At 69.8% G+C, this 21,823-nt stretch carries 21 protein-coding genes; 11 read left to right on the forward strand and 10 right to left on the reverse strand.

The annotated features are described in order from the left end of the window. Positions 1–60 precede the first annotated feature (60 nt). Both ACSQ2G_RS03730 and ACSQ2G_RS03735 read right to left on the reverse strand, forming a co-directional pair. Positions 61–279, reverse strand: a complete 219-nt coding sequence (locus tag ACSQ2G_RS03730; protein ID WP_436028386.1) for a hypothetical protein — start codon at positions 277–279, stop codon at positions 61–63. 655 nt (positions 280–934) lie between these two features. After that, on the reverse strand, positions 935–2,434 hold the full coding sequence (locus ACSQ2G_RS03735; protein WP_436028388.1) for an AAA family ATPase: 1,500 nt from the start codon (positions 2,432–2,434) through the stop codon (positions 935–937). A gap of 140 nt (positions 2,435–2,574) precedes the next feature. On the opposite strand from ACSQ2G_RS03735, the gene ACSQ2G_RS03740 reads away from it, so the two are divergent. Genes ACSQ2G_RS03740 through ACSQ2G_RS03750 form a run of 3 tightly spaced genes read left to right on the forward strand, consistent with a single transcriptional unit; the run spans position 2,575 to position 4,005 of the window. Next, entirely contained in the window at positions 2,575–3,213 is a 639-nt protein-coding gene (locus ACSQ2G_RS03740; protein ID WP_436028390.1) for a TetR/AcrR family transcriptional regulator, read from the forward strand. Positions 3,214–3,263: 50 nt separating this feature from the next. Further along, positions 3,264–3,542, forward strand: coding sequence for a DUF4160 domain-containing protein (locus ACSQ2G_RS03745; RefSeq protein ID WP_436028392.1), 279 nt, complete (start codon positions 3,264–3,266; stop codon positions 3,540–3,542). Continuing rightward, the gene (locus tag ACSQ2G_RS03750) at positions 3,529–4,005 is read left to right on the forward strand and encodes a DUF2442 domain-containing protein (protein WP_436028394.1); all 477 of its coding nucleotides are present in this window, start codon (positions 3,529–3,531) and stop codon (positions 4,003–4,005) included. Before ACSQ2G_RS03745 ends, ACSQ2G_RS03750 begins: the two co-directional genes overlap by 14 nt. A 28-nt stretch (positions 4,006–4,033) precedes the next feature. Here the strand turns inward: ACSQ2G_RS03750 and pdxH are convergent, their stop codons facing one another. Further along, positions 4,034–4,699: a pyridoxamine 5'-phosphate oxidase gene (pdxH, locus tag ACSQ2G_RS03755; RefSeq protein ID WP_436028923.1), complete on the reverse strand. Its 666-nt coding sequence runs from the start codon at positions 4,697–4,699 to the stop codon at positions 4,034–4,036. A gap of 91 nt (positions 4,700–4,790) precedes the next feature. Between pdxH and ACSQ2G_RS03760 the strand changes: the two genes are divergently transcribed. The 5 genes from ACSQ2G_RS03760 to ACSQ2G_RS03780 all read left to right on the forward strand — a co-directional run bounded on the left by ACSQ2G_RS03760 (position 4,791) and on the right by ACSQ2G_RS03780 (position 7,394). Further along, positions 4,791–5,132, forward strand: coding sequence for a hypothetical protein (locus tag ACSQ2G_RS03760; protein ID WP_436028395.1), 342 nt, complete (start codon positions 4,791–4,793; stop codon positions 5,130–5,132). A gap of 40 nt (positions 5,133–5,172) precedes the next feature. Next, positions 5,173–5,874 (forward strand): DnaJ domain-containing protein, encoded by a 702-nt coding sequence (locus ACSQ2G_RS03765; protein WP_436028397.1) that lies wholly within the window; start codon positions 5,173–5,175, stop codon positions 5,872–5,874. Between the two features lie 71 nt (positions 5,875–5,945). Beyond that, positions 5,946–6,422 carry an ester cyclase gene (locus ACSQ2G_RS03770; RefSeq protein ID WP_436028399.1) on the forward strand — a complete coding sequence of 159 codons (477 nt, stop codon included), beginning with the start codon at positions 5,946–5,948 and terminating at the stop codon, positions 6,420–6,422. Positions 6,423–6,531: 109 nt separating this feature from the next. Beyond that, complete coding sequence (locus tag ACSQ2G_RS03775) at positions 6,532–6,948, forward strand: organic hydroperoxide resistance protein (protein ID WP_310085289.1); 417 nt, start codon at positions 6,532–6,534, stop codon at positions 6,946–6,948. Further along, on the forward strand, positions 6,945–7,394 hold the full coding sequence (locus tag ACSQ2G_RS03780) for a MarR family winged helix-turn-helix transcriptional regulator (protein ID WP_436028401.1): 450 nt from the start codon (positions 6,945–6,947) through the stop codon (positions 7,392–7,394). The genes ACSQ2G_RS03775 and ACSQ2G_RS03780 overlap by 4 nt, the downstream gene beginning before the upstream one ends. 194 nt (positions 7,395–7,588) lie before the next feature. Here the strand turns inward: ACSQ2G_RS03780 and ACSQ2G_RS03785 are convergent, their stop codons facing one another. The 3 genes from ACSQ2G_RS03785 to ACSQ2G_RS03795 form a co-directional block, all read right to left on the reverse strand. Next, positions 7,589–7,774, reverse strand: coding sequence for a hypothetical protein (locus tag ACSQ2G_RS03785; protein ID WP_436028403.1), 186 nt, complete (start codon positions 7,772–7,774; stop codon positions 7,589–7,591). Between the two features lie 62 nt (positions 7,775–7,836). Next, complete coding sequence (locus ACSQ2G_RS03790) at positions 7,837–9,777, reverse strand: sialate O-acetylesterase (RefSeq protein ID WP_436028405.1); 1,941 nt, start codon at positions 9,775–9,777, stop codon at positions 7,837–7,839. Between the two features lie 55 nt (positions 9,778–9,832). Continuing rightward, positions 9,833–12,298 (reverse strand): glycoside hydrolase family 3 N-terminal domain-containing protein, encoded by a 2,466-nt coding sequence (locus ACSQ2G_RS03795; protein WP_436028925.1) that lies wholly within the window; start codon positions 12,296–12,298, stop codon positions 9,833–9,835. Between the two features lie 155 nt (positions 12,299–12,453). Between ACSQ2G_RS03795 and ACSQ2G_RS03800 the strand changes: the two genes are divergently transcribed. Genes ACSQ2G_RS03800 through ACSQ2G_RS03810 form a run of 3 tightly spaced genes read left to right on the forward strand, consistent with a single transcriptional unit; the run spans position 12,454 to position 16,534 of the window. Beyond that, positions 12,454–12,693, forward strand: coding sequence for a hypothetical protein (locus ACSQ2G_RS03800; RefSeq protein ID WP_436028407.1), 240 nt, complete (start codon positions 12,454–12,456; stop codon positions 12,691–12,693). A 14-nt stretch (positions 12,694–12,707) separates the two neighbouring features. Continuing rightward, positions 12,708–14,900, forward strand: a complete 2,193-nt coding sequence (locus tag ACSQ2G_RS03805; protein WP_436028409.1) for an exo-alpha-sialidase — start codon at positions 12,708–12,710, stop codon at positions 14,898–14,900. Between the two features lie 8 nt (positions 14,901–14,908). Continuing rightward, entirely contained in the window at positions 14,909–16,534 is a 1,626-nt protein-coding gene (locus ACSQ2G_RS03810) for an alpha-L-fucosidase (protein WP_436028411.1), read from the forward strand. 232 nt (positions 16,535–16,766) lie between these two features. On the opposite strand, the gene ACSQ2G_RS03815 is transcribed toward ACSQ2G_RS03810, so the two are convergent. The 4 genes from ACSQ2G_RS03815 to ACSQ2G_RS03830 all read right to left on the reverse strand — a co-directional run bounded on the left by ACSQ2G_RS03815 (position 16,767) and on the right by ACSQ2G_RS03830 (position 21,680). Further along, on the reverse strand, positions 16,767–18,302 hold the full coding sequence (locus ACSQ2G_RS03815) for an alpha-N-arabinofuranosidase (protein WP_436028413.1): 1,536 nt from the start codon (positions 18,300–18,302) through the stop codon (positions 16,767–16,769). Between the two features lie 55 nt (positions 18,303–18,357). Beyond that, on the reverse strand, positions 18,358–19,383 hold the full coding sequence (locus ACSQ2G_RS03820; RefSeq protein ID WP_436028414.1) for a glycoside hydrolase family 43 protein: 1,026 nt from the start codon (positions 19,381–19,383) through the stop codon (positions 18,358–18,360). Between the two features lie 237 nt (positions 19,384–19,620). Next, the gene (hutC, locus tag ACSQ2G_RS03825) at positions 19,621–20,337 is read right to left on the reverse strand and encodes a histidine utilization repressor (protein WP_436028416.1); all 717 of its coding nucleotides are present in this window, start codon (positions 20,335–20,337) and stop codon (positions 19,621–19,623) included. Continuing rightward, on the reverse strand, positions 20,334–21,680 hold the full coding sequence (locus ACSQ2G_RS03830; protein WP_436028927.1) for a formimidoylglutamate deiminase: 1,347 nt from the start codon (positions 21,678–21,680) through the stop codon (positions 20,334–20,336). The genes hutC and ACSQ2G_RS03830 overlap by 4 nt, the downstream gene beginning before the upstream one ends. Between the last annotated feature and the right edge of the window lie 143 nt (positions 21,681–21,823).

A 21,823-nucleotide genomic window follows, 5' to 3' on the forward strand; every position in this document is an offset into this window, starting at 1 on the left:
TCGGCATCCGAGAGCCGACGCCGTGAACCGCAGACCGAAGCCGTCACACGCGAGTCGATTTCATTTCGGCTCGTCGTCCTTGGCCTCTTCCTCTTCACGCCGCGCCGTCTCGGTTTGGGGCGGAGGCGGTGGATCCACTTTCATGTTCAAGCCAAACATCAGAAGCAGAGACACTGCGGCGCTTGCCGTGCGGCGATATTTTCTGGCGCAGCGAACGCCCCAGATCGTCAACGGCGCCGTGGCCAGGATGGCGACGACGGCGACTATGAAATTGACCATGGATGCACCCAGGCTCTGCCCGTCCGGCCATAGGTCGAACGGGAGCTTCGAAAAGACCGCGAAGGGTCAGGCGGGCTGGGATAGATCGGTCTTGGGTGGGCCGGTCGGATCGTAGGCTCGGCAGGGCAGGCTTTGAGGATCGCTTGAGGCGGTTGGGCCGTAGATCTGCTCGCGGGCAGTCAACGCCGAGCCGCTGTCGTGCCCCGAAGGCGAAATCGCCGCTGCGTGAGGCGCGGCAACCCCGCTGGCGTTGTCGACGCGGGCCTGTTGCGGTGCGGCCGATACAAAATTTCGGGGAGCACCAGTTTCGGCCGCGGTTCGGCCGGGGACGCAATATTCGACGGCTGGGCGGGCGGCGGTGGGGCCGGGTGTGGCCACGCCCATGATGACCAGCAAGGCACCGAGCAACGCCCAAAAGACGCCGGTCCGGGACGTGGTAGAAGCTCGACCTTTGCGTCGCACCGAGGGCATGGTGGAAATCTAAGTAGCCTCGGCGAGCTTCGCCACTCAAGCCGGAATGAATAGGGATCATCGACGAGGCGGACCCACTGGGTGTCAGCAATGGTCGAAACTCACCCTACTCTTCACGCCGGCAAGCTGACCTTCAGGATCACGGCGCCCGAAATTCGGCGGGCGGCGATGAAGCGGCCGTCCCCTACCCCATCGTCTCCGCCAGCGCCCGGGCCTCGTCCTCGAAGGCGCTGACGGTGTCGACCCGCCGCCAGGCGATCTGGCCGGTGTCGCGGGCCAGTTGGCTTTCCAGCACGGCCACGTCGGCGTCCGAGGCGTCGTTGACCCGGGCGGCGACGCGGGCGCGCAGCACTTCGGGCGGGGCTTCCAGCCAGACGCCCTGGAAGGCCACGTCGGCCTCGCGCGCCAGGGCCTCGGCGCGGGTCCGCTGCTCGGGCTTGAGGAACACCGCGTCGACCACCACCGAGCGGCCGGCGGCCAGGGTCAGGGCCGCGTCGCGGAACAGCTCGCCATAGACCCGCTCGCTCATTTCCGGCGTGTAGGCCTCCTTGGGCAGGCGTTGCAGCGAGGGCACGCCGCACAGGCGCTTGCGGATCTCGTCGGTGCGCAGGACCACCGCCCCGGGGGCCGTCCCCAGGCCAGGCGCGCAGACCCGGGCGAAGGTCGACTTGCCCGAGCCCGAGAACCCGCCGGTGGCCACCAGGCTGACCGGCTTGGGAGCCAGGTGCTCCAGCGCCGTGGCCAGATAGGCCCGCGCCGCCTCGTCGTCATTGCTGTAGGCCCAGACGTGGGTGCGCACGGCGGCGCGCACGCTGAGCATCAGCGGCAGGGCGGCCAGGCCCGTCCACAGGCCCTCGCCGAAGCTGCGGGCGGCCTCGTCCAGATAGGCGTTCAGCACCCGGCCGGCCGCGTCGCGGCGACGGCGGAAGTCCAGGTCCATCAGCAGGAAGGCCAGGTCGTACTGGATGTCGATGTCCGACAGCGAGTCGTTGAACTCGATGCAGTCGAACAGGATCGGCTTGCCGTCCTCGACCAGGATGTTGCCCAGGTGCAGGTCGCCGTGGCAGTGGCGGGCGAAGCCCTGCCCGGCCCGTTCGTTCAGCAGCGGACCCAGGCGCTCCAGCGCCAGGTCGGTCTCGGCGATCAGCCGCTCGACGGCCAGCGAGCCGAGCCGCGGGGCCAGGCCGCGCAGCAGGTTGGCGTTGGAGGCGATGGTGTAGCCCAGGGCCCCCACCCCGCCGCCCTGCGGCCGCAGCGGCGCCCCGGCGTGGAACTGGGCGATGGTGCGGCCCAGCGACTCCTCAAGCGCATCGTCGATGGCCCAGGGCTGCTGGGCCAGCACGCCCTGCTCGTCGAAGCGGCGCATCTCCAGCAGGTACTCGACGATCTCGCCGGGACCGTCCATCTCGACCCCGCCGCTGTCGGTCCGCGTCAGGCGCCGTACGGCGCGGTAGATGTCGGGCGCGGCGGCGCGGTTGAAGCTGAGCTCGCGCTCCAGCGACCAGCGGCGCAGCTCCAGGGTCGAGTAGTCCAGGAAGCCGAAATTGACCGGGCGCTTGACCTTCCAGGCCGCCTCGCCGACCAGGAACACCCGGGCGCAGGACGTCTCGATCACCCGATCGGCCCGCTGGCCCATCCAGGCGGCCACTTCCTGCTCGCGAACCGTCTCCGCGTCCTTGATCACGCCCCAACCTCGTCAGCCACGCCAGAAGTCCGGGCGCGGGCGTCCCATAGCGGAAAGATCAGGCCGCGTCGCGCGCGCCGCTTGCTTACGCTTTGGTTGAGCGCCTATGGTTGCGATAACCTTGACTAGAGTCGCACCACATGCTGATCGGCGCAGTCCTCAATCGGTCGGAACGCAAGAAGACCGAGATCCTCGCCGCGGCGCGCGGCGTCTTTCTGCGCGAAGGCTATTCGGCCGCCGGCATGGAGACGGTGGCCCGGATGGCGGGCGTGTCCACGGCGACGCTGTACGCCTACTTTCCCAGCAAGGCCAAGCTGTTCGAGATGGTCGTCCATGACGCCGTCGAGCACATGGCCGAGCCCGTGCGCGCCAGCGGGCGGGCCAAGGGCGACGCCCGCGCGCGCCTGACCGGCCTGGCCCTGGCCTACGCCGCCTTCATGTCGCAGCCCGCCACCCGGGCGATCTTCCGGATGGTCGCCAGCGAGCGCCGGCGTTTCGAGGCCGTGGCCGACCATGTCCTGCAGGGCGCCCACAGGACCCTGGGCGGAACGGCGATCCAGATCATCGAGGAACTGGTCGCGTCCGGCGAACTGGCGGTCGGCCGTCCGGCCGGAGCCGCCGGCCAGCTGCTGGGCATGCTGGACCACGCCACCCTGGTGCTGGGCCTGGCGGCCGGCGACGAGGCCCGGCCGGCCCGCCCCCTGCGGCACATCGCCGAGGAGGCGGTGGAGACGTTCCTGGCGCGGTACGGGGCCAAGTCGTCCGGCGCTTCCCTGTAGGTGACGGGTTCAACTTCCAAACCGCTTAGGTTTCTGCTAGAAGGAACCCCATGCCCACCTTGCTGCGATACCCGGACAAGGCGGGCAGGACGCGGATAGAGATCTATACCCAGGATCATGCGCCTTCTCATGTGCACGTGAACGGGGTGAACGCGGAGGCGGTCCTGCTGCTGAACTGTCGCGAGGCCGACGAGGCGCGGCACGGACCGGTCAGCGTTCGTGAAGTCGACGGCTATCGCCTCGCGGAGCTGAACGCGATCATCGCCTTCGTCGCCGACCATCTGGCGATGCTGTGCCGGGCCTGGAGACAGATGCATGGCGCTTTCTGAAGCCGAATTCGAAGCTATCGCGACGCGCACCGCCGAGGAAAACGCGCTCCGCCCCCGCGCCATCAATGTCGCCTTCCTGCCCGAGCGCCATCGCGTGTGGATCGAAATGAACAATGGGCTGGAGGTCATATTCGACCCCGGGCGGCACCAGGAGCTGGTCGGCGCCAAGCCCGAACAGTTGGCCCAGGTCGAGGTTTCGGGGCGCGGGTCGGCGATCTATTTCCCGCTGCTGGACGCCAGCATCTACATTCCCGGCCTGCTTCAGGGCCTGACCGGAACCAAGCGCTGGATGGCCCAGCAACTGGGTCGCGAGGGCGGCAAGGCCAAGAGCGCCGTCAAGGCCGCCTCCTCGGCGGCGAACGGAAGGCTGGGCGGCCGTCCCCGGAAACGCATCGACCCAGGCGCGGTGGAGCAAGTCCCGGCACGCACGCCGAACGGCCGAAGCAAGGCCAAACGGACCTGAAGCGCTGGCGAGCCGCCGAGCCGCGCGCCTACGGAAACAAACGCTTCGTCTCCCAGCCCTCGCCCATGCGCTCGTAGACCAGTCGCTCGTGCAGGCGGAACGGGCGATCGCGCCAGAATTCTATGATCTGGGGCACGACGCGGTAGCCGGACCAGTGCGGCGGACGCGGCACCTTGCCCAGACCGAACTTCAGCGCCATTTCGGCGACCCGGCGCTCCAGGGCCAGGCGGTCGGGCAGCGGCCGCGACTGGTCGCTGGCCCAGGCGCCCAGCTGGCTGTGGCGGGCGCGGCTGGCGAAATAGGCGTCGGCCTCGGCCTGCGTCACCGGCTCGACCGCGCCGCGCACCCGCACCTGGCGGCGCAGCGACTTCCAGTGGAACAGCAAGGCCGCCTTGGGCTGGGCGGCCAGTTCCTGGCCCTTGGCGCTCTGGGTGTTGGTGTAGAAGACGAAGCCCCGGGCATCGACGCTCTTGAGCAGCACCATGCGCGAATCCGGCAGGCCGTCGGCGTCGACGGTCGACAGGGCCACCGCGTTGGGATCGTTCGGCTCGCCCTTGCCCGCCTCGGCCAGCCAGTCCTCGAACAGGCGGATGGGGTCGCCCTCCGGCAGCAGCGGCGGCGGCACAGCCTCGGTCACCTGGCGGACATAGTCGTCCTCGGACGGCGAGGCGGGGATCAGGGGCGCGTCGGTCATGGAATGGATATAGGGCACGGCGGCGCGGCGGGCCACGCTTGACGCGGATGGCCGGTCGCGCGCATCTGCCGCGCGACATGAAGGACACCCCATGAAACTCGGCACGCGGGCGCGACTGGCCTGGATCCCCCTGGCGCTGTGGTGCGCGGCCGGCCTGTGGATCGGCTATGGCGAGGCGGTCAAGTGGAAGGGCGACGACGTCCAGGACTGGATCATCCTGGCGGCCGGCGGCCTGTTCCTGTTCGCGGCCGGGGCCTGGAACCTCTGGCGCGTGCGGGCCAAGGCCGCCGAGCGGGCGCGGGTCGAGGGCCCCGACGTCGATGAGCCGGTCACCTGGCATCGCAAGAGCGGCTCGTGGGCGGTGATCGTCTTCGCGGCCGGGGTGTTCGGGGTGTTCGGCCTGGTCTGGCTGCTGAGCGGCCAGATTCGTTAACTTAACGCCCCGTTGACCAAACGGCGGCAGGGTCGGCGGCATGACCGCCGGCGCTTCTTCCGTTTTAAGCCTTCAGGCCGCCCGCGCCATTCTCGGCGTCGCCCCCGGCGCCGACGAGCGCGAGCTGCGGGCCGCCTATCGCGAGGCCGCCAAGCGCGCCCACCCCGACCGGCCCGGCGGCGACGCGGCCCTGTTCCGCGAGGTGCTGGCCGCCTATCGCCTGCTGCAGGACGCCCCGGTCCGCCAGATACACTTTCCGCCCGCCGTCGCCGAGCCCGCCCGGGTCGAGCAGGCCACCCTGCGCATCGACACAGCCCTGGCCTTCGCCGGCGGCGCGCTGGAGCTGGCGCTCGACGGCCGCAAGCTGCGACTGACCCTGCCGGCCGGCCTGCGCGAGGGCGACAAGGTGCGGGTCGAGAACGTCACCTTCCGCGTCGCGCTCAACCACGATCCCGACGCCCTGGTGCGCGGCGACGACCTGTGGCTGACCGCGCGGCTGGACGCCCGCGCCCTGGCCGAGGCCGGCCGGATCGAGGTCGCCACCGCCCTGGGCCCGCGCCTGGTGTGGATCTCGACCAAGGCCGCCGCCCGCGGCCTGGTCCGCCTGCCCGGCCAAGGTCTGCCCGCCCGCGGCCCGCATCGGGCCGGCGACCTGTTCCTGCGCCTGGAAGCCCTCGGCGACGGCGCCGAAAGCGCCGCCCGCTCGCAGCTGAAGCGCTTCGCGGCCGCCTGGGCGGCGTAGAGGCTTCCCAAGTCGGGACCTGACGGTTCTACTGTCTTCGACGCCGCCGAAGAGCGACGGGAGGACCGATCATGACCCAGGACGAACTGCGCGCCCGGCGCGAGACGATCGTGCGTGAGCACATGGCCGACGAGATCGACCACGCCTGGGACAAGGTGTTGGCGACCTTTCCTCACCCCCACTATGAGATCATCGCCACCGGCGCGATCCACGACGGCCGGCCCGAAGTCGAGCGCTATTACAAAAGCTCACGCCAGACCTTTCCCGACCAGCGCAACACCCTGCTGTCCCTGCGTCATATCGACGACGGGATCGTGGTGGAATTCATCCTCGAGGGCACGCAGCTGGGCCCCCTCGGCCCCCTGCCCGCCACCGGCCGCCCGTTCAGTTGCCAGATGGCCGCCTTCTTCCTGTTCGAAGGCGAGACCCTGGTCTGCGAACGGATCTATTCCGACACGCTGAGCATCGTGCGGCAGTTGCTCGGCGACCTCACGACGATGGAGGCGCTGGGGGCGTTGGTCAGCGCCGCGAAGGCTCCAGCCGGGTAGCGCGGCCAATCCGATAGATCGCGCACGATAAAAAATCTCGCCGCGCCTCTTGCCATTATATCGTGCACGATTAAATCGTTCACATCAAACAACGCCAAGGAGGCATCCGATGACCACCCTCTACCAAACCCGCGCCACGGCCACCGGCGGCCGCGAAGGCAAGGCCCGCAGCGACGACGGCCTGCTGGACGTGCAGCTGGCCCTGCCCAAGGCGCTGGGCGGCAACGGCCAGGGGACCAATCCCGAGCAGCTGTTCGCGGCCGGCTACGCCGCCTGCTTCCAGAGCGCCATGGCCTTCGTGGCCCGCCAGCAGAAGATCGGCCTGACCGGCTCGACCGTGACCGGCGTCGTCGGCCTGGCCCCGCTGGAGGTCGGCTTCAAGCTGGAAGTGGCGCTGGAGGTCGAAACCCAGGGCCTGACCCAGGACGAGGCCGAAGCCCTGGTTGCGACGGCGCACAAGGTCTGTCCCTATTCCAACGCCACGCGCGGCAATGTCGACGTCGCGATCACCACAAGGGCCGCATGAGCGCCAAGACCAACAAGACGAGCGGCGAACCGGTCGAGGCCCTGCGCCTCGACCGCCAGCTGTGCTTCGCCCTCTACGGGGCCGCCAACCGGGTTACCCGGCTCTACCGGCCAATGCTGGACGCGCTGGGCCTGACCTATCCGCAGTACCTGGCCATGCTGGTGCTGTGGGAGGCCAGCCCGCGCACCGTCGGCGCCCTGGGCGAGGCGCTGGACCTGGAGTCCAGCACCCTGACCCCGCTGCTCAAGCGCCTGGAGACCCAGGGCCTGGTGGCGCGGACCCGCGACCCGCGGGACGAGCGCCGGGTGGTCGTCACCCTCACCGAGGCCGGCGCCGCCCTGCGCGACAAGGCCAAAGCCGTGCCCGAGCAGCTGTTCTGCAAGCTGAACCTTCAGCTGGACGAACTGGGCGACCTGCGCGAGCGGCTCAAGGCGCTGGCGGTCTAGGCGCGGACTCGAGCGAGGCCTGCCTCAAATCCGTTGTCATCCCGGAAAGCGCGCAGCGCTTGTCCGGGACCCAGGACAGCCGCAAGGCATCAGCCCAGTCCCCTGCGTCCCGGACAGCCTCTGCGAGGCTTCCGGGATGACAACGGTTCGGGGGCTGACCTCATTCTGAACGTCGGCCGGGCGGGCGGGTCATCCTAACCCTCGATCCCGTCCCTGGCGGCGAAGCTGTACGGCTCGGCGGGCGGCAGGCAGGAGACCAGGATCCGCGCCGTCAGGCCCGGCTCGGCGACGACCGGCGGCTGCTCGCCGAACACGGCTTCCCATGGCTTGGCCAGTTCCTGGTACGCGGCGTCGGGCGCTCGGCGGTCTCCTCGACGCAACACAATGCCGTCGAGCGCCAGGGGTTGCCGGTTAACGGCGCGCGATGTCCACGCCCGTCCGCCTACGGCGCGATCGCCAGTTCGAACGGCGTCGCCGGCAGGCCGGTCGCGCCGTACAGGTTGAGGATCGGGCTGTCGGCCCAGGCGAAGCGGACCTTGACCGGCGTGAAGCCGGCGGGGACCGCCAGCCGGACCTGGTCGCCGGCCAGGGCCGCGTCGACGAAGCGGCAGGCGCCGGCCGCATCGCACAGCTCGAAGCCGACCGGCCGGGCGTCGGCCTGCACCACCGCCGGCTGGTCCAGCCGCACGACCACCATCCCGCCGGACAGCGTCGCCGACAGCGGGGCCGGGCCGGCGGCCACCAGGGTCGTCTCGCCATAGGCCAGCTTGCGGGCTTGCAGGGCCAGGCGATGGCCGACCTGCTGCTTGTTGGCCGGATGGATGTCGTAGACGTCGCCGATGTCGACGGCCGAGGCCAGGCCGACCTTGGGATCGGCGGCGGCCACACGGCGTTCGGCGTCGCGCACCCCGGCCCAGCCCGATTCCACCGGACGGGTCTGACGCGGTCCGAAATCGGCCAGCTGCACCACCAGGAACGGCAGGTCAGGCCCGCCGAACGACCGGCGCCAGTCGCCGACCAGGGCGGCCAGCAGGCGCTGGTAGTTCTGGGGCTCGGCGACATTGGCCTCGCCTTGATACCAGGCGAAGCCCTTCAGGCCATACGGCGCCAGCGGCGCGATCATGCCGTTGCGCAGGGTCGACAGGCCGCTCGACCCGACCCAAGAGGCCGTGGGCGGCAGGCCGCTGTGGGCGATGGATTCCGCGATCCTGTAGCGCCAGGTTCCGCCCAGCGGGACGAAAGCGCCGTCGTCCAGCTTCAGCCCCTTCTCGGCGGCCGGGCCCCAGGCGCCGCCGCCGCCGCCGGTGTCGATGGCCCGCACCGCGATCAGGTTGGGACCGGCCTTCAGTCCACCGGGCGCGATCTTGTACTCACGCGGCTTGTTCCAGCCCTGCGTCGTACCCATCGCGCGACCGTTGACGAAGGTGGTGTCCATATCGTCGATCGGTCCCAGCAACAGGGTCGCGCCCTGCTTGGCCTGCTGGGCGGTCAGGGTGATCGTGGCGCGCAACCAGATCGTGCCGTCGAAGGTCTCCAGGCCGGGATTGGTCTCCCACAACTGTTCGGCCGGCATGGTATTCCATGCCCGGTCGTCGAAGTCCGGCCGGCTCCAGGCGGCCGACTGGGGCTGGGCCTTGGCCGCCCAGCGGTCGAGCATGGCGCTCCACTGGGCCATGCCGACGTCCGGAGACTTGGCGTACTCAGCCAGCAGCTGCAGGCCCTCGTCATAGCCGCCCAGGGCGTGCAGGCCCTCGCGGCTGATCCAGTCCTGGATCACCGAACCGCCCCAGGTGGCGTCGATCAGGCCGACCGGCGCGCCGGTGGTCTTCTTGATCTCGCGGCCCATGAAGAAGCAGGCGGCGCTGAAATTGTTGGCCGACTCCGGCGTGGCTGGACGCCAAACCGCTTCCTTGGGCAAGGCCGTCGTCGGCTCGGGCAGGCTGACGCGGCCGGTCTGCAGCAGGCGGATGTTCGGGTCGGCCGAATTGGCCGCCTCGGCCTCGCCACCCAGGGACCGGCGCAGCGGATATTCCATGTTCGACTGGCCCGAGCACAGCCAGACGTCGCCGACCAGCAGGTCCGAGATCGTCTGGCGCTCGCCGCCGGCCTGGACCGTCAGGGTCAGGGGCTCGCCCGGCTCCCGGGCCGGCAGGGTCGCCGACCAGCGGCCCTGGGCGTCGGCCGTGGCGCTGGTCTTGGTCTCGCCCAGCGAAAGCTCGACCGCCTCGCCGGCCTTGGCCGCGCCCCACACCCGGATGGGCTGGCCGCGCTGCAGTACGGCGTGGTCGGTGAACACCGGGGCCAACAGCGGCGCGGCCGAGGCGGCCCCGGCCAGGGCGGTCAGAGCGGTGGCGGCCAGCAGGCCAAGGATCTTCGAACGCATGATTTCACCCCTAATGTCCGCTCGTCCCGGCTTTCGCCGGGACGAGCGAAGTTTGTTATTGAGCCTTGCCCGGGCAGACCGCGCCGGCCGGATCCGTGGTCAGCTTCACGCCCTGCAGCGAGACCACCAGCTTGCCGGCGGTCGACAGCGCGAACGGCGCGGTGACCTTGGTCACGTCGGTTCCCGCCGCCTGGAAGCACTTGAGCGACACCTTCAGGCTCTTCCACTCGCCGACCGGCGAGGCCTCGAGCACCGGGGTGACGTCCAGCTTGCCCGCGCCGATCGACAGGGCCACCGGCGCGGTCGGCTTGGCGTCGACGCGATAGTCGATCAGCAGGTCGATCTCGGCGTTGGTCTGGAACGACAGGTCGAAGGCCTTGTCGGTCGCCAGGGCCGCGGTGGCCGCGGTGTCGCCCGAGAACGTTAGTTGGCGGCCGGCCTCCTGCACGTTGCCGGCGTCCACCGGCCGAACCTGGACGGCCGTGGTCGGGGTCAGCCGGAACTCGAACGGGGCGGGCGTCTTGCCGCCGACGAAGTAGTTGCTGACATTGTCGGTGGCGATCGTGAAGCCGGGCTTCTCCGACAGCATCCCGACCCGCACCTTGGAGGCGTAGGTCAGGCCGTAGCCATAGGCGAACTGCGGATCATAGCCCTTGTCGCCGCGGTTCAGGGTGAACTGGCCGGCGGTCTTGGGCCAGCTGAACGACAGCTTGCCGTGGAAGTCGGTGCGCGGCTTGCCCGCCTTGTCGCCGATCAGCACGTCGGCGATCCCGCCGCCCTCCGAGCCCGGCAGCCAGGCCGCCACGAAGGCGTCCGAGGCGTTGATCTCGGGATTGACCCACAACGGACGGCCCGACAGGAACACGCCCACCACCGGCACGCCGGCGGCCTTCAGCTTCTTCAGCAAGGCCAGGTCGGTCTTGTTCCCGGGCTGGTATTCCAGCGTCTTGATGTCGCCCACGCCCTCGGCGTAGGGCGTTTCGCCGAACACCACGATCGCAACATCCGGCTTTTTCTCGAACGAGCCGTCGACGCTGAGCGTCGCCGAACCGCCCGAGGCCTCGACCGCCTCCTTCAGGCCTGAATAGATCGACTGGGCGTTGGGGAAGTCGGCCTTGGTGTTGCCGGTGCCCTGCCACGACAGGGTCCAGCCGCCGGCCTGCTGGCCGATGTCGTCGGCGCCCGAGCCGGCCACCAGGATGTTGGCCGAGGCCTTCACGGGCAGCACGCCGTTGTTCTTCAGCAGCACCAGCGACTCGCGCACGGCCTGGCGGGCGATGGCGCGGTGCTCGGCCGAGCCCATCACGGCTTCCTTGCCCTCAAGCGGCCGCGCCGCCTGGAACAGGCCCAGCTTGGCCTTCACGCGCAGGATGCGGCGCACGGCGTCGTCGATGCGGGCCATCGGGATCTCGCCCGACTTGGCCTGGGCCAGGGTGTTGGCGTAGAGGTCCTTCCAGCTGTCGGGCGCCATGTACATGTCCAGGCCCGCATTGGCGGCCTGGGGGCAGTTCTTGGGCGTGCAGCCGGCCACCTGGCCGTGGCCGTTCCAGTCGCCGACGACGAAGCCGTCGAAGCCCATCCTGCCCTTCAGCACGTCGGTCAGCAGGCTCTTGTTGCCGTGCATCTTCTCGCCGTTCCAGCTGTTGAACGACGCCATGATGGTCATGGTCCCGGCGTTGATGGCCGGCACATAGCCCTGGGCGTGCAGGCGGATCAGCTCGGCCTCGGACACCTGGGTGTCGCCCTGGTCCTTGCCGCCGTGGGTGCCGCCGTCGCCGAGGAAGTGCTTGGCGCTGGCCGCCACGTGGCCCTGCTGGATCACATGGCCCTGACTGACGGCGCCCTGCAGGCCCAGGATCATCTGGCCAGCATAGCCGCGGACGATCTCGGGATCTTCCGAATAGCCCTCGTAGGCCCGGCCCCAGCGGTCGTCGCGCGGCACGGTCAGGGTCGGGCCGAACGCCCAGTCGAAGCCGGCGGCGGCGGTTTCCTGCGCCGTGGCCGCGCCGATCCTGCGGATCAGCTCGGGGTCCCTGGTGGCGCCCAGGGCGCTGTTATGCGGAAAGAGCGTCGCGCCGACGGCGTTGCCGTTGCCGTGCACCGAATCGATGCCGAACATCAGCGGCACCTGGGTGCCGCCCTGGCGCTGGGCGGCGGCGTCGCGGAACGCCTCGACCGACTTCAGCCACGGGCCGATCGGCGAGCGGTCGGGCGCGCCCAGCGGCGGCGAGCTGCCGCCAGCCAGGATCGAGCCCAGCGGATAGGTCTTCAGGTCTTCCGGCTTGATCGAGGCGATGTCGGCCTGGATCATCTGGCCGACCTTCTCCTCGAGGGTCAGCTTGGCCAGCAGGGAATCGACGAAGGCCTCGGTCTGGGGATCGACCAGGCCCTGGCTCTTGGCCGCGGGCCACAGGGCCGGATGAGCGGTGCTCTTGGTCTCGGCGGCCGAGGCGGCGCCCGTCAGGAGGGTGGTCGCCAGCAGCGCTGCGCAAAAGGCCTTGGTGTTCATAACTCCCCGCATCATTATCGTTGAATTTCCGACAACGCTGTCATTGGCATGCCAAGGCGCGCTCGGCAATCCGGTCTTCGTTCGCTGGTACCGGTATCTAAAGCTCGACGGCGATCCATACACCGTCTAATTTGTGTGACAAATAGAAACGTCTGGGGAGCGACAATATGCGTGGATCTGCGGCGGGCCGGATGGCCGGCCTGATGGTCGGAACGGCCTTGGCGCTGGTCGCCGCAGGCTCGGCCGGCGCCGCCCTGAAGGTCACGGTTTCGGACAGCGACGGCCAGGCCCGCCGACATCCGCCAGGACGGCGCGACGCCGACCGCAAGGTGAAGGCCGGCGACGTCCTGACCCTGAAACTGGCCCCCAGCGGCGGCGCGGCCGTCCGCCTGACCTCCGCCCGCTAGACGAAAGATCCCGCTTGTCCTCGTTCAGACGCATGCTCGCCCTGGCGGTCGCCACCGGGGCGCTGGCCCTCGCCGCGCCCGCCCTCGCCGCCTCGCCCGTGGTGCGGCCCTACAGCTGGAAACCCGTCGAGGTGCTGGGCGGCGGCTTCGTCAGCGGCGTGATCTATCACCCGAGCGAGAAGGGGCTGGTCTATATCCGCACTGACATCGGCGGGGCCTATCGCCTGGACCGGGCGACCAACCGCTGGATGGCGCTGAACGACGACCTCAAGCGCGCCGACGGCCAGCTGGCCGGGGCCCTGAGCCTGGCCGTCGATCCGCATGATCCCGATCGGCTCTACATGGCGGCCGGCGAATATACCGGTCCGTACGCGCGCGGCGGCGCCCTGCTGCGCTCCACCGACCGCGGCGCGACCTGGGCCAAGACCGAGCTGCCGGTCAAGATCGGCGGCAACGAGGACGGCCGCAACACCGGCGAGCGGCTGATGGTCGACCCGGCCCAGGGCGCGGTGCTGTTCCTGGGCGCCAAGGACGGCCTCTACCGCAGCGCCGATCATGGCGCGACCTGGTCGCGGGTCGACGCCTTCCCGAAGGTCCACGTCACCCTGCTGGCCTTCGATCCGGTGGAGAAGACCAAGACCGGCGAGACGGCGATCGTCTATGCCGGCTTCGCCACGGCGAAAGGCGGCGGCCTGCTGGTCAGCACCGACGCCGGCGCGACCTGGGGCCTGGTCGACGGCCAGCCGAAGGGCCTGGTCCCGCATCACCTGGCGCTGGACGCCAAGGGCGTGCTGTACATCGCCTACGGTAACGGCCTGGGCCCGAACGGCGTGACCGACGGCGCGGTCTGGACCTTCGATCCCGACAGCGGGGCCTGGACCGACATCTCGCCGGTCAAGCCGAGCGGGCCGGACGCGTTCGGCTATGGCGGCCTCAGCCTCGACCCGGCCCATCCGGGCGTGGTCGTGGTCTCCACCCTCGACCGCTGGGGCGCGGGCGACGACCTGTTCCGCAGCACGGATGGCGGCAAGACCTGGAAGGGGCTGCGCGAAAAGTCCGAGCACGACGCCGGCGGCGCGCCCTGGGTGCGCGGCCTGGAGGGCAAGACCGGCCGCGCCATGGGCCACTGGATCGGCGACATCGACATCGACCCGACCAATCCCGACGAGGCGATCTATGTCACCGGCTATGGCCTGTGGCGGACGAAGAACCTGACCGAGGCGGACCGTTCGGGTCGCACCAACTGGCGGTTCGACGACGAGGGCCTGGAGGAGACGGCGGCCCTGGAGCTGGTCTCGCCGCCCAACAGCGCTTCGGGCGGCGCGCCGCTGGTCAGCGCGATCGGCGACATCGGGGGCTTCCGCCACGACGACCTGGATCGCGCCGCGGGCAGCCGCTATTTCGACCCGCACGGCGGCACCAATCGCGGTCTCGACTATGCGGGCCTGGCGCCGGACCTCCTGGTCCGGACCAGCGACCCGACGCCCACCGGCGGCTTCCGCTCGACCGACGGCGGTAAGACCTGGAAGGCCTTCGCCAGCTCGCCGCCGCGCGGCGCTCAAGTCCACACCGGCCGCATCGCCCTGTCGGCCGACGGCCAGCGCATGGTCTGGGCCCTGCGCGACGCGCCGCCCTATGTCTCCAGCGACGACGGCAAGACCTGGCGGCCGGTCCAGGGCGTGGAGAAAGGCGACCGGGCCGACTTCACGCCCGCCTCGGACCGCGTGAACCCGTCGCGCTTCTACCTCTACGACGCCGTCCAGGGCGCGGTGCTGGCCAGCGCCGACGGCGGCGAGACCTTCAAGGTCACGGCCCGCGACCTGCCGAACGGCCGGCCGCTGAAGGCCGTCCCGGGGATCGAGGGCGAGCTGTGGCTGCCCACCGCCCAGGGCCTGATGCGCTCGACCAACGGCGGCGACAGCTTGAAGGCCGTCGGCGGCGTCGACGAGGCCGGGCTGGTCGGCTTCGGCAAGGCCGCGCCGGGCCAGACCCATCCTGCGGTGTTCGTCTGGGGCAAGGTCGGCGGGGTCGAGGGCGTGTTCCGCTCCGACGACGTCGGCAAGACCTGGATCAAGCTGCACGACGAGCGCTGGGGCTTCGCCGGGCTGTCCGCCCTGACCGGCGATCCCAACCGCTTCGGCCGCGTCTATCTTGCCGTCCACGGCCGGGGCATCCTCTATGGCGACCCGTCGCCGGTTCAGCCCTAAGGACTGTCATGAGCCTCAATCGCCGCGACCTGCTGAACCTCGGCGCCGGCCTGGCCGCCGCCTCGGCCGCGCCCGCCCTGGCCGCCCCCCGCAAGGGTGGCTTCCAGCCCAGCTGGGAGTCCCTGGCCGAGGGCTACAAGGTCCCCGACTGGTTCCGCGACGCCAAGCTCGGCGTCTGGTCGCACTGGGGCCCGCAGTGCGTGCCCGAATACGGCGACTGGTACGGCCGGCAGATGTATATCCAGGGCAACGGGGTCTACGAGCACCACGTCAAGACCTACGGCCACCCGACGAAGTTCGGCTTCATGGAGTTCATCCCGCGCTGGAAGGCCCAGAACTGGGATCCGGAAGGGCTGATGAAGAAGTACCAGGCCGCCGGGGCCAAGTACTTCATGTCGATGGCCAACCACCACGACAACCTCGACATGTTCGCCAGCCGCCATCACGCCTGGAACACGCTGCGCGTCGGCCCGGGGCGGGACATCGTCGGGACCTGGGAGAAGGTCGCCCGCCAGCACGGCATGCGGTTCGGCGTCTCCAACCACTCGGCCCACGCCTGGCACTGGTGGCAGACGGCCTATGGCTACGACGCCGAAGGCCCGCTGAAGGGCCAGCGCTACGACGCCTATCGGCTGACCAAGGCCGACGGCCAGGGCAAGTGGTGGCAGGGGCTGAACCCGCAGCAGCTCTATACCGGCCCCAACATGCTGATCCCAGACGGGATCGACAGCATCAAGGCCGCCAACGCCTGGCACGACAAGCACGACGGCGAATGGCTGGAGACCCCGCCGCCGAACAATCCCGCCTTCGTCGCCAGCTGGCTGGCGCGGCAGAACGACCTGGTCGACCGCTACCGGCCGGACATGGTCTATTTCGACAACTACACCCTGCCGCTCGGCCAGGCCGGCCTGGCGGCCACGGCCCACTACTACAACCAGGCCCTGGCGGCGCGCGGCGCGACCGACGTGGTGGTGACCGGCAAGAAGCTCAACGCTCTCCAGCGGCGGGGCGTTGTCGAGGACGTCGAGCGCGGCTTCTCCGACCGCCTGCGGCCCGAGCCCTGGCAGACCGACACCTGCATCGGCAACTGGCACTACGACCGCGGCCTCTACGATCGCGACGGCTACAAGAGCGCCAGGGACGTGATCCAGCGGCTGATCGACGTGGTCAGCAAGAACGGCTGCCTGATGGTCTCCATCCCCCAGCGCGGCGACGGCACGATCGACGACAAGGAAGAAAAGGTGCTGGAGGGCATGGCCGGCTGGATCGCCGTCAACGGCCCGGCCATCTACGCCTCGCGGCCCTGGCGGATCTACGGCGAGGGACCGACCAGGCTGGTCGAGGGCATGCAGAACGAAAGCGACGCCAAGCCGTTCGAGGCCGCCGACATCCGCTTCACCACCAAGGGCGGCGACCTCTACGCCCTGCCGATGGCCTGGCCGACGGGCGAGCTAGTGATCCAGAGCCTGGCCGCCTCGGGCCCGACCGGCGCCGGCCAGGTGCGGCGGGTGGAACTGCTGGGCGGCGGCGATCTGGCGTTCAAGCGCGACGACAAGGGCCTGCACGTAACCCTGCCCGAGGCCCGGCCCGCGTTCACGCCGGTGGTCAGAATCTCGGGGCCTGGGCTGGCCTAAAGGCCCTCCCCCTCTGGGGGAGGCGATCGCGCAGCGATCGGTGGGGGGAGTTGTAGGACGGCTCGATCCGGGTTGTGGCCGCCAGCCGAGCTCTCCCCCCTCCGTCGGCTTCGCCGACACCTCCCCCACAGGGGGAGGACCTATCGACATCCGCGCCGGGGGCATGCTCCCACGTCAGAGCCTGCGCCACCGGTGGAAAGGCCGGCGGGCCGGGGCCCGCCGGTTGGTCCGACTAATCCAGGCCGAGCACCGTCACCGACGCCGGCGCCACGGTGACGGTCAGCTTGCCGCCCGCGACCTTGGCCGACAGCGCCTTGGGGGCGACGGTGTTGGGCGCGTCGAAGGTGTTGATGCTGCTGACCTTCGGCGCCGAAAGGGTCTGGCCCGAAGCCTTGGTGGCCTTCACGCCGGCCAGTGAAACGCTGAAGGTCGCGGGCGACTTCGGGTCGATATTGGTCAGGGCGATCCAGACCTTGCCGGCCTTGTCCCTGGCCGCGACGGCGTCCACGCGCGGCAGGGTGACGCCGTTGGCCGCATAGACGCCGGGGTCGAAGGTCAGCGGCACGAAGGTCGCGTCCTGGAACGGCACGTACATGTGGAAGACGTGATAGGTCGGCGTCAGCAGCATCCTGTCCTTGTCGGTCAGGATCATGGCCTGCAGGACGTTGACCATCTGCGCGATATTGGCCATGCGGACGCGGTCGGCATGGCGCGCGAAGACGTTGATGTTGAGCGCGGCCAGCACGGCGTCGCGCTGGGTGTTCTGCTGCGCCAGGGCGCCGGGGTTCGACCCCGGCGTCGGCGCCAGCCACGCGCCCCATTCGTCGACCACCAGGGCGACCTTCTTTTCGGGATCATACTTGTCCATGATCGCCGACTGGGCCTTGAGCGTCTCGTCCATGCCGATCGAGTCTTTCAGCAGGACGGCATAGTCCTTTTCGTCGAAACCGGTGTCCGGCAAATGCGGCGGCCAGCCGCCCGCCGCATAGGAATGCAACGACAGACCTTCGATGTCCCAGGACCAGGAACGTCCCTTCCAGGCCTTCATGACGGCCTCGGTGTAAACGGGGTCGGAACCGCTCGGTCCGACGGCCACGCGCTTCATCGGCTGGGCGGGATTGTAGCTGTGCAAGAAGTGCGAAAAGCGCTTCATTTCGTTGACGTAGAAGTCCGCCGACATCGCGCCGCCGCAGTCCCAGGATTCGTTGCCGAGACCCAGGATCGCGACCTTGTAGGGCTCGGGGTGACCGTTCTTGGCGCGCTCGGCGCCCAGGGCGCTGTCGGTCGAAGACGTCATGTACTCGAGCCATTCGTCCGCTTCCTGGACGGTGCCGGAGCCAAGGTTGACCGAGATGTAGGCTTCGGTTCCGATCTGCTGGGCGAAGTCCATGAACTCGTCGGTGCCGAAGGTGTTGGGCTCGCCCATGGCCGGCTTGCGCTCAGGACCGATACCGCGGCGCCAGTTGTACTGGTCGGCGAAGCAGCCGCCCGGCCAGCGGACGTTGGGCACCTTCAGCGCCTTCAAGGCCCCTACGACATCGTTGCGGATACCGCGCGTGTTCGGGATCGTGGAGTCCTTGCCCACCCAGATGCCGCCATAGATCCCGCTGCCCAGGTGCTCGGCGAACTGGCCGAAGACATGGCGGTCGATTACCGCGCCGGGCTTGGACGCGTCGAGCGTCACCTGAACCGGAGCCTCGGCGGCATGGGCCGCGACAGGCAGGATCAGGGCGGCGGCGATCACGGCCGCGGAGGTCAGAAGGCGCATTGAGAGGATCCCAGGTGGATTGTCGCGCCGTCATCCGGCGCGGTCATTTGTCTGATTAATTGGCGGGCGGAGGCGGCACGGACACGCCGGCCTCGGTCTGGACGACGGGCTTGAGCGTGCCGTCCGGGTTATATTGCAGGTACTCGACCGTCACGGCGCGGCGGCCGACGGCGCCGCCCTGGTCGCCGATCGTAAGCGTCGCGTTATGCAGGAAGATGTATGTCTGGCCTTTGAACTCGGCGACGCCGGCATGGATCGTGAAGCTGTTCTTGGCCGATGCGGTCAGTTCGCCGCGATAGGTCCATGGGCCGTCCAGCGAGGTCGCGGTGGCGTAGGAGGTGTGTTCTGCGCTCTGGGTCTTGCGGTCGAACGACGCATAGATGAGGTAGTAGAGATCGCCGCGCTTGTGCAGCCAGGGACCTTCCTCGTAATGCGGCGGGGTGATCTTGCGGATCGGGCCGTCGATTTCCGTCATGTTGGCCTTGAGTTTCGCGATGTAGCAGTCGCGATTGCCCCAGGCGATCCAGGTCACGCCGTCATCGTCGGTGAAGACGGTGGGATCGATATCCTCCCAGCTGTGCGTGCCTTCGGGCGTCATCTGGTTGGTGATCAGGGCCGATCCCCGCGCATCGGTGAAAGGACCGGTCGGACTGTCCGAAACGGCGACGCCGATGGCCATGCCCGGATGGCTGTCGTCGTGTGAGACGGCGGCGTAGAAGTAGAACTTGCCGTTCTTCTCGATGGCCTGCGACGCCCAGGCGTCCCGCGTGGCCCACTTGAAGTCCTTGACGTTCATGATCGGGGCGTGCGGCGTCCAGGTCTTCATGTCCTTGGTCGAAAAGACCAGCCATTCGCGCATGTCGAACATCTGGTCGCGCGCGGCCTGGTCATGGCCGGTGTAGAGATACAGCGTGTCGCCGACGACCAGCGGAGCGGGATCGGCGGTGAACCGGTCGCGGATGATCGGGTTGCCCCGGTAGACGATGACCGGCTCGGGACCGGCCGACCAACCGACCGACGGCGCGCCGCAGGCGGCGAGCGCCGCCCAGCAGGCGAACGCAAGAGACAGACTTCGTTTCATCCACTTCCCCCGGGGGTCGCCTTCAGGCGTCCGGGACATTACTCAGACAATTTGGATACGTAAAGCGGTTGTGGCGGTCTACCGTCGTGGGTGACGGCTTTCGACCGCTGCGGACCTTGGAGTCGTACGCTTCTCCTCACCCGCGACGCGCGGGAGGAGAGGAAACGTTAAGCTCCCCCCAACCAGACGATCGGCATGTCCGCTGTCCGCCTTGACCACGGACAGCTCAAGCCCGGATCACCGCGCTGGCCCGAACCGCGCCACTAGGTCGTAGGCCTCGCCGGGGAACAGCTGGCGCACCCAGGTGACCGGCTGGCCCGCCCGCCAGGTGCGCCGCTCGACGGCCAGCAGCGCCGCGCCCACGTCCAAGGCCAGCAGGTCGGCCACGGCCGCGTCGGCGCTGACGGCGCTGATGCGGTTCTCGGCCTCGGTCCAGGGGACATGGTGCAGCAGCCAGGCCCCCGGCGACTCCTCGGCGAAATCCAGTTCGGCCGCCTCGGGCACGGCGGCCAGGCTGATCAGGCGATCCTCCAGGGCGAAGGGCCGGTCGCCGGCCACGTGCAGGCCCCGCAGCGCCAGCAGCGCGCCACCGGCCGCTAGGGCGATCTCGTCGGCGTCGCCCGCCCTGGCCTTGCGGCGCCGTCGGTCCAGCAGGTCGAAGCGATAGGCCTCGTCGCGCGCCAGGATCTGGGCCTGGATGTCGGGGATGTCGAGCACGGTGGAGTGCACGCGCGGCCGGGCCACGAACGAACCGGCGCGGCGGCGGCGGACGATCAGCCCCTCGTCGGCCAGGGCCGACATCGCCTTGTTGACCGTCATCCGCGAGCAGCCGAACCGGGCCATCAGCTCGGCCTCGGACGGGATCTTGCGGTCCGGCGGCCAGGCGCCCGAGCGGATCAGGTCCTCGACCTCGCCCCGGATGCGCTGCGACAGCGTCCCCTCGGTCACGCTCACGCCAGCACCCGAGCCAGGGCGGTTCGGTAGCGGCCGAGAATGGCCTCGCGCGCGGGGTGGCGGCCGCCGCTGATCACCTGCCGGCCGCCGCGCCAGACGCCGTCGATCGCCCCATGCCGCCCCGCGAACACCCAGCTGTCCAGCAGGGCGTCGCCGTCGCGGCCGATCATCGCCGGGTGGGCGCGGTCCAGGGTCACGAAGTCGGCCGGACGCCCGCGCCGCAGGCCGCCGACCACGCCCAGGGCCTGGGCCCCGCCGCTCACAGCCGCGCGGAACAGATCGCCGCCGGTCGAGCCGCCCGGCGCCCTGGCCAGCACGTTGCGGGCCCGCCGGGTGAGGCGCTGGCCGTATTCCAGGGTCCGCAGCTCCTCGGCAGCGTCGATCAGCACGTTGCTGTCCGAGCCGATCCCGAACGCCCCGCCGGCCGCCAGGTAGTCGTGGGCCGGAAAGACGCCGTCGCCGAGGTTGGCCTCGGTGATCGGGCACAGACCGGCCACCGCGCCGCTCCGGGCCAGGCGCTCGGTCTCGGTGGCGTTCAGGTGGGTGGCGTGGACCAGGCACCAGCGCTTGTCGACCGGCGCGTTGTTCATCAGCCACCGCACCGGCCGCGCGCCGGTGGCGGCCAGGCAGTCGTCGACCTCCTGGGTTTGCTCGGCGATGTGGATGTGGATCGGACCGGCGCCGGCCAACGGAATGATCGCGGTCAGCTCCTCGCCGGTCACCGCCCGCAGGCTGTGCGGGGCGATGCCGACCACCGCGTCGGGCAGACTGGCGACCGCCGCGCGGCTGGCCTCGATCAGCCGGCCATAGCCGTCGACGTCGTGGACGAACCGTCGCTGGCCCTCGCCCGGCGCGACGCCGCCGAAACCGGCATGGGCGTAGAACACCGGCAGCAGGGTCAGGCCGATCCCCGTCTCGTCGGCCGCCGCCGCGATCCGCGCCGCCATCTCCGCGGGGTCAGCGTAAGCGCCGCCGTCCTTGTCGTGGTGCAGGTAGTGGAACTCGCCGACCCGGGTCGAGCCGGTCTCCAGCATCTCCATATAGGCCAGGGCGGCGATGGCCTGGACCTCGTCGGGGCCCAAGCGGTCGACGAAGCGGTACATCAGCTCGCGCCAGGTCCAGAAGCTGTCGCCGCTTGGTCCGCGCATTTCGGTCAGGCCCGCCATGGCCCGCTGGAAGGCGTGGCTGTGCAGGTTGGGCAGGCCCGGCAGGCAGGGGCCGTGGGCGACCTCGCCCGGCTGGCGGGCGACATCGGTGTCGATGCGGCCGATCAGGCCGTCGGTGATCGTGAACCGCACGTCCCTGGCCCAGCCGTCGGTCAACAGGGCCTGCTCGAACCACAGGGTCTGGGGACCGGCGGGTTGCGCGCGCTCGGGTTCACCCGCGGGCTCGTGCTGGGGTGCAGCCTCGACCTCGTGCGGCGGCGTGTAGATCGGCGGGTCGGCCTCAGGTTCCGGCGGAAACGCGTCGTCAGTCACTGGACAAT

Origin of the sequence: Caulobacter sp. LjRoot300 (genome assembly GCF_964253875.1) — a bacterium.
Lineage (GTDB): Bacteria > Pseudomonadota > Alphaproteobacteria > Caulobacterales > Caulobacteraceae > Caulobacter.